This window comes from Mucilaginibacter sp. GW821-FHT07H05, from assembly GCF_059418485.1.
The window spans coordinates 258,536-272,837 of record NZ_JBWKPY010000007.1 but is presented as its reverse complement, the minus strand read 5'-3'; the positions used below and the strand labels follow the sequence as shown (position 1 = coordinate 272,837).

Genomic DNA, 14,302 nt, shown 5'->3' with positions numbered 1-14,302 from the left:
CCTGGTGGAATAAAGTGTTATCATCAACTACCGCTATCCGGATCTCTAAAAGCGGTAACCCGCTTTTAGTCAGCCTTTTTTACACTGACAATAAACCATTAAACCCGCCTGTAAGAACCCTCCTTTCGGTCTGTTCCCGGATCATACGCCCACCTAACTTAGCTCTCATTAAAATAAGAACACAAAAACCAACACCCTTTAGGGCAAGGGCCAGGCAGGTGCAACCACAGGCCGGCCGGTAAACTCGAACACACTAATATTCATTATCAATAACCTTTAAACATTAAAAAAAAATGAAAAACACAGACGTATTCAAGGATTTTGACATGGTTGTCAGTATCACTGAAAAAAGTATTAACGACCAACTATTCCATCTGTTAAAAATGGGGACTATCAATCCCGAACTGGTAATTACACAGGAATTGAACGAGGATACCGATGAGTATGAATTCAAGGTCCTTGACTCGATCGATGATATTCAATTTAACGCCAAAGGTAATCCCCCATCCGCTACTATCGCCGTTGAAATTAAACCCCAGGTTTCTATAACCGGCAGCGGTAAGGTGATCACCTTTATATTGGAGTTTACCGGCGGGTATGCCTGGTTTTGGAAGGGTATGGGCCAAGCCGCAAAGCTGGTGAAATTTAACGCCACCGGCTGGAAATATGCCATTGCTATAAACCTTGACCTGCAACGGCTGAAAAAAGAGAATTTAGAAAATAGTATTAAAGTACCTGGCTTTGTTGAAGAGCAGTTGAGTAATTTCATGTCGAACATGTTTGATGTGAACCATCTGTTCATGAATTTCCAGTCGACAGACCTGATGAAATTTGACCCGGCCCAAACCTCTGCCGGCGAAGCGAAAGACCAGGGCATTGAGCAATTGGTGACCTTTATGAACTTCTATCTGAAATCGCTGACCAAAACAGGTAATCCCTTTATTTTGGGTTACAGCATCATTCAAAACGACAAAACCAACGTACCGGATGAGTCAAAGGTACCCGATAGCCTTAAACCCGTAGGTACAACCTTTACGATGTTCCGGGACAATACTCACCCGCAATTAAGCAACCTCAACTTTACATTGGTGACCAAAGGCGGGCATAAAGAGATCAGGCGCAGCCCTGATAATTTTGACACCAACTGGATAACGCCCGAAGACCAGTGCGATGGCAAAATGATCTATGGCGCGTCAAGTTTCAGCGAAGAGTTTATTCTGAAACCGCTGTTTGAAAAGCTTCGCGATCAAACTTACGACAAACTGAAGGCTAATTTGACCCTGGGCCCTAAACGCTCTTACAGCGAAGCCAAACAAACAACAGCCACAGGTTTCAAATTCAATATAGCCGATTGGAATATTAGCAGCGATATTTATAACGATAGTTACGAGGTAAATATAAGCAACGAACGCGGAGCAACCTATTACGACATAAAAGGCGTTATGTTCGTTTACAAAGGCCACACCACAAACATGGGTATTTGTACAGCAAGAGCTTCTTCAGAAACACGGATCGAATGGAGTGCCCGGTTCACAGTGACTGTTGAAAAAGATAAAAAAGGTCAACCTTCATTAACTTTTAAGCATAAATTCAAAATAGATAAGCAGGAAAGTTCGAAAGGCCAAAACACCTGTGCCGATATGTGGAGCGCGCTCAATGATATCTTCAATGTGTTCTCCAGCCTCTTTAGTTTTGTCAGCGGCGGTCTGTCCGGGTCTGTAGTACCGGCGGCAAATCTTGGATCTGTTATTGATAATATGGATAATAGCTTCAACAGCGCCGTTATGCTTCCGGCCGGTGGCGTATTCTTTTTCAAAGATCCTGTGGCCGATAAAGCAGGCAATTTGTCCTTATCTGTTACCTACAAAACAGACTCTGAAGTTAAAGTGGCGACAAAAGAATTCCAGCAACAGCGCCAGCTTTTAAAAAGCCGCAGCAAAACCAACCTGGCCTTAATGGGTACCGTGCTGCAACCCGGGGTGGATGCATAAGCTTAAACCGAAACTAATGTATCAGGCTGTAGCTACAGCCTGATACGTTATCTGCCTGCAGTATTAACTAACATTTTTTTAAACCTACATAAGATTCAAACCAATGAACTCACTAAATAAAAACGAGGTGTTAAATGGCGCCGACGTAATAAAACTGCCCGCTAAAGGCAAAGCTTTTTCTGAAGTTAATATAACCGTGGCTGCCGAACTGATGAAAAACCATCAGCTTGCATCGCCGCTTGACCCTACCGGCAATATCGAAATAGCGCAGGATGACCAGGGATGGCCGATGATATTTACCATCGGTACCGACCAAAAGTTTTACCTGATGAAACAGGACAGTGTCACTGCCGGCGGATATCAAGTTATTACCCTGAGCGATAGCTTAGGTACCGGCCTTAAAGCCGTGGCATTTTCTATGACACAGGATAATAAGGGAAGTATCTCTGTTAACCTGGCTATGGAAAAGCAAGACGGAAGCGGAACAACCGTTTTTTCGGCCCCGCAGCTTTCTAACAACTTCGAAGAGACCAACTGGGCGAATTTCTCGTCAATTGCCCATAAAACTGAAGGTATTAATACTCAGTTTAAAGTTGAGCGGATGCTGATGAGTGCCGGTGATGACGGTAAACCGCCTGTAAGTATAGTTGCAGGCAACCTAAAAGGGTTTAAATATTACTATTTGCTTGACGGCAAAGGCAAAGCCAGCAAATACGAATTCCCGGAAGACATCCAACAACATCCCGATGCCCTGAAGGATATTTCGATAGGTTATGCTTTTGGTCAAACGGGTATCTTCTATATCTATAATATCGGCGATACCCAAACCCTGGCCTGTACTACCATTGCCGAAGCTCAACAGGGCTCATTAAGCTATGATTATAGCCCCGGCAACCCTAAAATACCTCAACCATTCCGCAACCTTAGCATTAACTGTATCAGCACGCCTACTGGTTCTAAAACCAAGGCTATACAAATCTGTTCCGACATTTTCATAGGCTCGCCAACAGGTGTTTACTTTTTTAAAAATACAGCTGTGAACCAATACCACGTGGTTACCGATAAAATTAAGGATGTACACGAGCTGACCATCAGGCAGGATAAAGACAGTATAGTTGTTTGGGCATCTGCCGCTGGCAATAAACTGTATTATATCTACGGAAAAAAGGTAAAGACCGAGGTACAGGGACAAGGCGGCAGAAAAATAAAAGATGAAATATATGAATGGAACGACCCGGTGCTGTTCAAGACCGATGTAACACACATTGCCCCTATACGCAATACCACACGCGAGGGTAACGAACTGTATTTGGTAACGGCCGATAGAAGTATACAGCATTACTGGCAAGATAGTGCAACCACATTATGGAAGCAGCAGGTAATTAATGTACCCGAGCAAAATGATGTGCTTGAATTTAACTCGTTCACCACTCATTTACATTTTGAGGATGCAAAGGGCAGATCACTTATTAACGAGAAAGTGCAGATCACGGCCTCGGAGTGGACGTATGTTACCATCAACGGTTATGTGTACAGCCTTGACCAGGGCAGCAGCGCAGAGGTAAGCACCGATATTATGGGTAATGTTACCATCATCAACATGGCCGATGATATCAGCTGTGCTGTTTATCACCTTACTGCCGATTGGCTTGACAAAACACTGAACATTTACTCGAATGCCAAGATCACCAGGGGCCTTGCAAGTATTAAGTCGGCAGATGATCTGAAGAATGCCCGGACAGAAGATGGCAAGCCCGTTTTGACCGCCAGTTATGATGACGACACCCTTAACGCCGTGGCCGGAAATATTTCGCAACTTGCCGATAAAGGTCACGAACTTAAGAGCGGCAATAGCAATCATAATGGTTACCGTGCCGGCAATGCTGCTGATCAATATACCTTTACCGCCGTCGAAAACAAGGGAGTGCTGCATACCGGCAGGCTAACCTTAAACAAGTTACCCGATAACTTTATGCTAAGCTATGGCAATACAAGCGCCTTGCCGATGTTAGGAGTTGGCGGCATTTTTGACGACCTTAAGCATTTTGCCGGTGATGCCCTGCACTACCTCACTGATTTTGTTGATTCGGCAATAGGCGCTATTAAAAAGGGGTATATCGAACTGAAGAACGGGATCAGTTTTATATTAGAAAAGATTGGCGATGGATTGCGGTTTGTGCTGGCCATTGGCGACAAGATACTTAATATCATGCTTGATACGCTGGGCGCTGTTTTTAAGGCCTTAAACTGGGTGCTTAAGCTGATTGGCATCGACCTGGAAAAAATACTGGAATGGCTGGGCAAACTGCTTGGCTGGACAGATATACTGGAAACCAGCGACAAGCTTTGCGAACTGATTAACAATGGTTTTGATATTGTTGCAGGTACCGCCGATGTGGTGAGTGACAAGATTGCCGACATATTCCGTGATATAGAAGTTGCGATAGCCGGCGAAGACATTGTTAATAAGCTTGGCGACGTAGGCCGGTCTAACCGTACCGATGGGCGGGTGGCACCTTTACAGGACCCTGCCGCCAACCTGGGCAACTATCACCTGATCCACGGTAAGCCTTCATCTACGGGGCAAAGCAGCCAGGATGGCGTTGCCGAAGCAATAGAACGGGCATTTAAAGACCTGATTGAGAACGGGCTTATGACCGGCGAAAAAGCCATTTCAATGATAGGCGACCTATTCAGCAATATTACAACCGACACGATAGGCGAAACGGTGACGCGCTTACTGCAGATATTGGCTGTTACCGTGCTCGAAGAAATAAAACACGGCGCAGTAGCGTTAATGAGCCTCGCCAAAGTGCTGATAGAAGCCATTAAGGCGGCGGCAAATTATAAAATGAATATCCCGATATTGGGCTCGGTCCTGAAACCTCTGCTGGGAGGGCGCGAGTTAACCGTTCTTCGCGTTAGTTCTATCATGATTGCCCTGCCGTTACGTATCATTTACAAATTAGCCACCGGCGACTCGTTCCCTCACCAGGAGCTTTCACCCATCGATGTAAACGTGCTTAACGCGATGCTTAAGAGAGGACCAAAAGCATTACCAAAAAGCACGGCCAATGTTACGGGTTCAAAAAAATTACTGGCAGATCAAAAAGAAGCTTATCAGGTATCAGGATTGATCACTTTTGGCTATGAGCTAACACGTACAGTTGAGATCATGTGCAGCACCATCGAACTGTTTGATTACCTTACTAACCCCACTGACGAGATTGAGGGTGAGATATGGGACGGGCCCAAGCTATTTTCGGGGATGAAAACGCTCTGTGCGTTCATGGCCACCGTATTCGACCATTTCAATCTGCTTGATATCAGCCTCAAATCAAATGACGGGAAGTATGAAGTACCTTCATTAACCAATTATCAATGGGCATATCTGTCATTAACGTCGGTTAAAACGGTTGCAAGTGTGGCGGCTAAGCGCGCGCCAGCGCGTTTTAGATCGGGATTTCGGGGGCTCAGTTTAACTATCTCTGCTGTATTAGCAGGAATTCTTTGTACTGACTTTGCCAAACAAGAAAAAAACCGGCCTAATAACCTGAGGTTCACTTCTAATCTTTTCCAAAATCTTTATAAAATGATCAGCGATTTTCCGGTTAAGGTACCGGTTCCGGCTGCCGTAGGCATTTGTGCCGCGAATGCTGTAACGGGCCTTACCCATGTGGCGCTTGTTGCGGGCAGGTCGTTTACCGATAAACAAGACAACGTAACCTTCTCAATCGTTTAAACAAAGTATTGGAATAAACGGATGGCGATAAGGTTTCCCCTGAAATACAGGGGAAACCTTATTAACATAATGCCGTTATTTAGCGGCAGTTTTGGACTAAATACTTATGAGATCAACTTGAAGGTTGTTTATGGTATGCGAGTTATCTGCCATTTAAGAGCTTTTAATAGACACAAAGTATCCTAAGGGAAGTTACTCAGGTTTATTTAGCTTTTGACAATTCACTTGGCGTAAAACCAAATTGTTTTTTAAACGCATATGAAAAGTGCGAGAGGTTTTCAAAACCCGTTTCTAAATAAATTTCAGAAGGTTTTCGGTTCTTTTCAGCCAATTGGTATCGGGCAAGTTCAAGCCTTTTTTGTGTGAGCCATTTCTGAGGCGTAGTACCATACACTTTCTTAAAATCACGCTTAAAGGTTGTCAAACTTCGCCCTGTCAGATAACTAAATTTTTCGATTGGCATGTTAAACATATAGTTACGCTCCATAAACTCAGCAAGATTAATTTTATGCGGCTCAGAAAAATCGGATAAAATGTGGTCCATATTACTGTTTATGGTTCTCAATATGGCTATCGCCTCCTTTATTTTCAACTCCGAAAGTTCGCGCGGCAACTTATATTCCAGGTCAAAATAGGGAAGCATAGATGCGAAGAAGCTATTTAATAATGGCCCTTGGGGTAACGGAATAATGGCATCATTTTTAAACACTGTAACAGCATCAATTTTTTTATGCTCGTAAAATGCTTTCAGGACATCTTGGGTCAGCTTTACAATAATCGCCCTATAGGGCAAACCGTCTTTTCCTGTTTTTATGAGCCGGGCTAACCTGTTCTTAGGGAATAAGAATGTTTCCCCTAATTCAAAAAAGTAAACTTTATTGGATTCGATTACTTTCAATTGACCTGATAAAACCCGAACAATAGAATGCTCCTCAGCAATCAGTTCACTATTTTGGTGTACTGCTTCGCTGCAGGTAAATACAATCTCTGCGTAGTTATTTATTTGCCGTACTGCCATTATACAATAATAACAAATAAGGCCCAACAGTATGGGCCCTATTTGTTTTGTTTATTGAACATTAAATTTTGTATCAGTAAGCTCCTCGCTCAAAACCCAAAGCTTTTGTGCCGCATCCGGTTCCAGGGCAAACGGTGCCACACCGAACGTCCCGCCAGGGTTGCTCTTGCCTGCGCTATTGTCATATGCATCGGGATTGTAACCGGCAACTTCGACATCTTGGAGATAAACACCGCCCATATTTTGCAATTGCGGACTTGTTGCGGCCCATACGGTTGTGGCAGCGCCCTGCTCTTTAGTCTTAGACATTTTCTGCATTGCTGCCTGGGCTTCTTCATTGGGTGTGCCGTCTGCATTTACGGCACCCAAAGTAATAAAATCTTCAAAGGTCAGGTGCCTGCCCAAATTGGTTTCCAATATTAGACCGGGATGCAATGTATAAGCGCGAACACCAAACTGACTGGCTCTGTTATCTAATTCAACAGTGAATAGCACGTTAGCTGTTTTAGACTGGCCATACGCCTCAAATTTGTTGTATTCTCTTGTCTGATAATTAACATCATCAAAAAGCACTGGCGAATAATGGTGTGCCGAAGATGAAACCGTCACCACCCTTGCTCCTTCTGTCTTCTTAAGGGCTTCCCAAAGTTTTGCTGTCAGTTGAAAATGCCCCAAATGGTTGGTAGAAAACTGTGCCTCATAACCACGGTTGTCACGTTGTAAAGGCGTCCACATGATGCCCGCATTATTAATTAACATATGTAATGGCCTGCCTGATGCCATGAATTTTTCAGCAAAAGAAGTAATAGAAGCAGGTTCCATTAGGTTCATTGGCTCCACTTCTACATTGGCAATGCCTTGAAGATTTGATTTTGCTTTTTCAGTATCCCTGGCAGGTACAATTACTGTTGCACCTGCCTTAGACAACGCTTTGGTAATTTCCAGGCCGAGCCCGCCGTCGCCGCCTGTAACTATAGCAGTTTTTCCATTAAGATCTACCCCTTTTATAACATCAGAAGTTGTGGATGTTGCGTCGAAGCCTGAATCTATTGGTTTTTGTAAAGCTCCCTTATAATTATTCTGTTTCATTTTAATTGAATTTTATGAAAGCAAAATTACCAAGTTGAGCAATTGGCTTCTTTGTTTTAAAGGCCGAAAAACTTTGTTTTAAAGACCATAAAATTCCGATGTGATTTTTTAAGTCAGTATGGTAATGGAATTACGATTTATAAAAAAGAATTTTGAACATTTAGTAATTGTTGGATGCCTGGACTCGAACTCATAAATCTCTAAAATACAATTATTTAAAACCGGAAGCGTTTTAAATAAGCAATCTATCAAACCAAAAAAGCCTTCAAAATCGTTGATTTTGAAGGCTTTTACTTTTAAGTGCGGAAGAAGGGACTCGAACCCCCACGCCGTGAAGCGCCAGATCCTAAGTCTGGTGCGGCTACCAATTACGCCACTTCCGCAGTTAGGATTTTTAGAGTTGGCAAAGATAAGATTAAATGCCGAATAGTGAAATGATTTTTAGGACTTAACCCTTATTAATACTGTCAATCAGCGTTATAAAATATCCGGGGGCGTAAAGCAGCCTGCTGCCATACCACGAAAACATTTCGCCATCAACCAATTGTATCATACTACCGGGCAATAGTTTGGCAAATTCGTCAAGATGCTTTTGCCTGAAAGGGTATGGCTCGGATGATAGTAATACCAGGTCGGGCTTGGCGTTAATCAGCATATCGTTGGTTACTTCAGGATAACGTTGCTGTTCAAAAACGTTAGTAAAACCGCAGCGGTTCAGCATATCGTCAATAAAGGTGTTTTTGCCGGCCACCATGTATGGCTTCCGCCATATGAGGTATGCTACAGTAAGCTTTTTAGCTGGCAGCGCGCCTAAGCTATCAAATTGCTGCCTGATAGCGCCAGACAATGCCTCAGATTGCAATTTCCGGCCCGTTAGCGCCCCTATATCTTCTATCATCACCAAAGCTGTATCGAGGCTATTAGGATCGCTTACATACGTTGGATAAGCTTCCATCAGCTCTTCCAACTGCAGGCGTTCGTTTTCTTCTTTATTTGCGATGATCAGATCGGGGTTCAGCGACTTAATGAGCGGGATGTTTAATTGCTTGGTGCCTCCTATTTTAAGCTTTTGCCTGGTTTTACCGGAAGGATGGATACAAAACTTTGTAATACCGGCAATTTCATCATCAAGCCCCAGGTAATAAAGCAATTCGGTTTGCGATGGGACGAGGGAAATAATGCTGGATGGTATCTCTGATAAACGAACACACCGGCCCAACTGATCGGTTAGGGTAAGCATTTGTTAAAAGGCATTTTTTTCGCCGCGTACGGTGTTCCATACGGTAAGGAAAATGATCTTCATATCCAGCAGGAACGACCAGTTTTCGAGATACCAAACATCGGCTTCAACCCGCTCCATCATGGCTTCGGTTGTTTTGGTTTCGCCGCGTAAGCCTTTTACCTGTGCCCAACCGGTAATACCCGGTTTCATAAAATGGCGCACCATAAACTGATCTATCAGTTTAGAGTATTCTTCGGTATGGCTTATCATGTGCGGGCGCGGCCCGGCAATTGACATTTCGCCCATCAGTACATTAAAAAACTGTGGCAGTTCGTCGATATTTGTACGGCGCATAAATGCCCCGATTTTAGTAATTCGCTTATCATTGCGCGTAGCCTGTACCTTATTGGCATCATTATTTACACGCATACTCCTAAACTTATAGCATTTAAAAGGCAGGTTATCGCGCCCCGAGCGTAGTTGCACAAACAGCACCGGGCCCCTTGATTGTATTTTTATGATAATAGCTAATATGGGGTATAGCCAGCTTAAAATAAACACGATTACAAAACAGGAAAATGTAAAATCGAACAGGCGTTTTACCATCCTGTTCAACATGCTTTCCAATGGTTCGGGGCGTACGGCTATAACGGGTATATGATCAAAGTTTTGTACAAACATTGATTTTTTTGAGTTGATATAGTATTCGGGGATAATTTTAAAGCGTATCAGGTGTTTATCCGCATCCAGCATTAATTGCTCAATTTTATCCGAATCAGAAACCGGCAGGGCGCAAAATATCTCATCAACCTGGTTTGTTATTACGTAATCGATACAATTGTCGGTACTACCCAGATATAATTTTTTTTCAATCATTTTCTCAGGTTCGTCATCAAAAAAACCCAACACGCTATATCCTTTATCCGGATTATTTCTAAAATAATGATACAGATCTTTCCCCATGCGCCCCGCACCAACAATGATAATATTGCGCGCATCAACCAATAAATTCCTGTCGCTTTTCCTGATGGCCAGGAATATTAATTTCCAAATCCCCACCAAAAAGCCAAATAACGCCAAAGCATAAAAAAGATACTCGCGGGTAATAAAGTAAGCCTTTGTACCTATAATGATAATAATGGTAAAACAAATGAGGCAAACAAAAAGCACATAAGTTTTAAAAACGCTTTGGTAGGTGCGGATAGAATCTTTATTTAAAACCTGTTCATATAAACCCGTAATATTGGCGGATAGCAACCATATCAAATTAAAAACCAGTACCACAGGCAGATAATTTTTATTACTTGCCCAAAAAATATATGATTTATCAACAATAAGATATGCGATAACCATACTGATATTTAGTATGGTATAATCAATAGAAAGATTGATGGCCTTAATAAAGGTAGCGTATCTGTAGATCATTCTTATCTATCCTTGCCCTGTGGTAGTTTGTACTAATATTTTGCTAATTTAATACAAATTAGCTGAAATTATCAAGCAATTTCATATTGCTGCTAATACTTTTTTGTAAAATTCATCGCCCAAAAACCTGAAATAAAACCTGGTTTATATCAGGCGGTCATGTCGTCAATATCCGAACAAAGTATATGTCCGATCAGGATATGAGCTTCCTGAATGCGGGCTGTGATGTTGCTGTTTACTACCAGGGTAATATCGCAGATCTCACTCATCTGCCCCCCGTCATTCCCGGTAAACCCAACCAGTTTGCAGTCTGTTTTTTTTCCCTGCAACAATCCTTCAATTACATTAGCGCTGTTACCACTGGTAGAAATACCTATCAATACATCACCTGGCTGTGCCAATGCTTCAACCTGGCGGGCAAATATTTTTTCAAAGCCATAATCGTTAGCAATGGCTGTTAATGCAGATGTATCGGTTGTTAAAGCAATTGCAGGATAAGCCCTCCTATTTTTAACAAACCGGCCGGTAAATTCAGCGGCAATATGCTGGGCATCGCTTGCGCTGCCACCATTTCCAAATAATAAAACCTTGTTACCGTTATTAAGCGCATCTTTAATTAGCTTACAAACGGCATCAATTTCCGCAATAAAGCCACTTTCGCACACATTTTGAATAACCGCCTGGTGTTCCTGTATCTGGCTTAATATTTTATTCGATGTATTCATTTACCAATCAGCTTAATCTATTTATTTCATCAAGGGTAGCTACGGCGCTGCCAAATTTAGCTACCACCACTGCCGCTGCGTGGTTTGCAAAATTAGCGGCATCGTTAATCGTCATTTTATTGGCTAATGCAAAACTCAATGCGGCTATAACGGTATCGCCTGCACCTGTTACATCAAACACCTCTATTGCTTTAGTGGGAATTTTGGTGAGTTGGCTTTGATGGTAAATAGCTATCCCATCTTCGGATAGTGTAACCACTACTGTTTGGCAGGCGGTTGTATCTGCTATTTTTTTACAAGCTTGCTCTAATGTATCGTCATCGGTGATATTTATACCCGATGCTAATGAGGCCTCCTTTTTATTGGGCTTAATTAATGTTGCACCATGGTACTTTGAAAGATCTTTATGTTTTGAATCGACAATTGTTGTAATGCCGTGGCTATTACATAAATCAATAAGCGATTTTACCAGATACGGACTTAAAACTCCTTTGCAATAATCAGATATGATCAGTATATCTATCTCTGATAGTTTTGCTTTAAATGCATCTATCATACTGTTTGCAATGGTATCCAAACAATAGTGTTTATCTTCCCTATCTAAACGGATAAGCTGGTGACGGCTTACAATTACCCTGGTTTTAATGGTAGAACGCCTGGTTACATCTTTTACCAGATATGAAAATGCCGGGTTGGCGTTAATTAATTCTGTTTGCATAATGGCAGCTGCATCATCATCACCACATATACTGATCAAAGAACCCTGGCAACCAAGCGCTTTTAAATTTTTTAAAACATTACCCGCGCCACCTAAGCTATAAACTTCGCCCGATACATCAACTACCTGAACCGGTGCTTCGGGCGATATCCGATCGCACGAGCCGTTAATATAATGGTCCAGCATTATATCGCCAATAACGCAGATATTTACTTTTTTTCCGTCGGGTGGTATAAAAAAGGGCATCGTATATATTCTTACTTCTATTTAAAGCCTACAATTAAGCTTATGCAAACATCGGTATAAAACAATTGGTTTGAAACGGTTTTTCAGAAATGAAAAACCGGGTAACAAATAAGCCGGGCATATACCCGGCTTACCATTAATAATAACAAAAGCCTATAATGCTACAGGTATTTCAACATCAAACTCTTCAAATATGGAGTTATTGCTTTTATACTCGGGAACAATTTCTTTCATCTTTCTAACAACAAGATGATCGTTAAATGAACATGAAAGTGTTGCAAGTTCTTTAATATGCTTATTAATTTGCATGTACGATTGTTTACGCACCTTTGCAATCATTATTTTTTCGTGATGGGTTGGGATTGTATTTTCCGAGTCGTTCAGTAACTCTTCATACAATTTTTCACCTGGCCGTAATCCTGTAAATGTAATTTTGATATCCTGATCAACCACAAAGCCCGATAGCCTGATCATTTTTTTAGCCAAATCAACTATCTTAACCGATTTGCCCATATCAAACAGATAGATTTCGCCACCGCTTCCCATTGATCCGGCTTCAAGTACTAAACGGCAAGCTTCGGGTATGGTCATAAAATAACGGGTAATTTCGGGGTGGGTTACCGTTATCGGTCCTCCTTTTTGTATCTGTGCCTTAAAACGGGGAATTACCGAGCCGTTAGACCCTAATACATTACCAAACCTTGTTGTGATATACTTTGTACGCCCTTTCCCTTTTGTTTTATCGCTAATGATACTCATGCTATTATTGATAAGCACATGATCATTGGTATGAAAATCTATAAGGGATTGAACATACATTTCGGCTATCCGTTTTGATGCTCCCATTACATTGGTTGGGTTTACGGCTTTATCAGTAGATATCATTACAAATTTATCCACGCCGTATTTCATAGCCATATCAGCAACTATTTTGGTGCCTAAAACATTAGTATTGATTGCCTCGCAAGGGTTATTTTCCATCATCGGCACATGCTTATAAGCTGCAGCATGATACACATAGTCGGGCCTGTAAGTTTCAAACAGTAATGTCATTCTATCTATATTCCGCACATCACCAATAAAAGGTATAAAGCTATTTACATTGTGCCCGTTATCCTGCAATTCTAATTGCAATTCATGTAAAGCTGTTTCGGCTATATCATTCAGAATAATAACCGCGGGTTCATATTTTATTAACTGACGCACCAATTCGGAACCGATAGAACCTGCAGCGCCTGTAACTAATATACTTTTGCGCCGTATCTGATGCTCAATTAAAAGGTTATTAATCTGTATCGGCTCACGCTCCAATACATCCTCAATTTTGATATTTTGAAGTTGGCTGGGGTTAAGATGCCCGCCTATCCAATTTGCAATTGGCGGGATATTTAAAACACGCACATTGTAGGCCAGGCAAATATCAACAATCGTATTCCGGATATTGATGTCGATATCGGTTTTAGCAATGATTAGCTCGTTTATCCTTTCTGATGAAATTAGTTTTTCAATATCCGCCAATGGGTATATCCTTATGTTATCCACTTTTTTACCCCGCATCCTGTCATCCTCATCAATAAAAGCCACAATATTCATGCTTAGCCCGGTACCCTGCTGATCTAAAATACGTTTTGTGGTAATAGCTGTTTCATTAGCGCCATATATGATAACTCTTTTTTGGTTGAGTTTTAAATTATTAATATATGTAAATAAATATTTAACTAATAAGCGATATGTAATAAGTAATACAAAGCTAAAAAGAACATTTATGATGATAACCTGTACTATCCTGTTTAAAACTACTTCGCTAAGTAATGATGAATTGCATATAACATAAAATGTGAGGTTGCTAAGCAATACTGAAAACAATATTCTTACCGAATCCTGCCCGCTTGTATATCTTACTATACCTGAATAGGTTTTAAGTATCCCGAAAATTATACAATTAATAATCAGGAACGTTAACAATATTTCTTTTTTATAAGTGTAACTTATAGTTCCTATTTCGAAATTATTGCTTATCAGATGAGCTGAGATTAAAGATATTGTACAAAAAAATATATCCAGAAAGAAAATAATCCAACGGGGTACAATATTCATTTTATTTAACATAGTAGATAGCTTTAAGT

General features: G+C 41.4%; 9 protein-coding genes and 1 tRNA gene. 2 read left to right on the top strand and 8 right to left on the bottom strand.

The window, feature by feature from the left end; translation table 11 throughout:
* The first annotated feature begins 293 nt into the window (after positions 1 to 293).
* Both AC07M6_RS19485 and AC07M6_RS19480 read left to right on the top strand, forming a co-directional pair.
* A complete protein-coding gene (locus AC07M6_RS19485) occupies positions 294 to 1,991 on the top strand; it encodes a hypothetical protein (protein ID WP_494892331.1) in 1,698 nt (565 codons plus the stop codon).
* Positions 1,992 to 2,094: 103 nt separating this feature from the next.
* Complete coding sequence (locus AC07M6_RS19480) at positions 2,095 to 5,733, top strand: hypothetical protein (RefSeq protein ID WP_494892330.1); 3,639 nt, start codon at positions 2,095 to 2,097, stop codon at positions 5,731 to 5,733.
* Between the two features lie 202 nt (positions 5,734 to 5,935).
* Here AC07M6_RS19480 and AC07M6_RS19475 read toward each other — a convergent pair whose 3' ends face one another.
* The 8 genes from AC07M6_RS19475 to AC07M6_RS19440 all read right to left on the bottom strand — a co-directional run bounded on the left by AC07M6_RS19475 (position 5,936) and on the right by AC07M6_RS19440 (position 14,285).
* Positions 5,936 to 6,751, bottom strand: a complete 816-nt coding sequence (locus tag AC07M6_RS19475) for a helix-turn-helix domain-containing protein (RefSeq protein ID WP_494892329.1) — start codon at positions 6,749 to 6,751, stop codon at positions 5,936 to 5,938.
* Positions 6,752 to 6,802: 51 nt separating this feature from the next.
* The gene (locus AC07M6_RS19470; protein WP_494892328.1) at positions 6,803 to 7,840 is read right to left on the bottom strand and encodes an SDR family NAD(P)-dependent oxidoreductase; all 1,038 of its coding nucleotides are present in this window, start codon (positions 7,838 to 7,840) and stop codon (positions 6,803 to 6,805) included.
* A gap of 301 nt (positions 7,841 to 8,141) precedes the next feature.
* Positions 8,142 to 8,223, bottom strand: a tRNA-Leu gene (locus AC07M6_RS19465).
* A 65-nt stretch (positions 8,224 to 8,288) separates the two neighbouring features.
* Positions 8,289 to 9,080 carry a helical backbone metal receptor gene (locus AC07M6_RS19460; RefSeq protein ID WP_494892327.1) on the bottom strand — a complete coding sequence of 264 codons (792 nt, stop codon included), beginning with the start codon at positions 9,078 to 9,080 and terminating at the stop codon, positions 8,289 to 8,291.
* Between the two features lie 3 nt (positions 9,081 to 9,083).
* Entirely contained in the window at positions 9,084 to 10,487 is a 1,404-nt protein-coding gene (locus AC07M6_RS19455; RefSeq protein WP_494892325.1) for an undecaprenyl-phosphate glucose phosphotransferase, read from the bottom strand.
* 149 nt (positions 10,488 to 10,636) lie between these two features.
* Entirely contained in the window at positions 10,637 to 11,212 is a 576-nt protein-coding gene (gene gmhA / locus AC07M6_RS19450; protein WP_494892323.1) for a D-sedoheptulose 7-phosphate isomerase, read from the bottom strand.
* A gap of 7 nt (positions 11,213 to 11,219) precedes the next feature.
* Positions 11,220 to 12,176 carry a D-glycero-beta-D-manno-heptose-7-phosphate kinase gene (gene rfaE1, locus AC07M6_RS19445; protein ID WP_494892321.1) on the bottom strand — a complete coding sequence of 319 codons (957 nt, stop codon included), beginning with the start codon at positions 12,174 to 12,176 and terminating at the stop codon, positions 11,220 to 11,222.
* A 153-nt stretch (positions 12,177 to 12,329) separates the two neighbouring features.
* On the bottom strand, positions 12,330 to 14,285 hold the full coding sequence (locus AC07M6_RS19440; protein ID WP_494892319.1) for a polysaccharide biosynthesis protein: 1,956 nt from the start codon (positions 14,283 to 14,285) through the stop codon (positions 12,330 to 12,332).
* Positions 14,286 to 14,302: the final 17 nt, after the last annotated feature.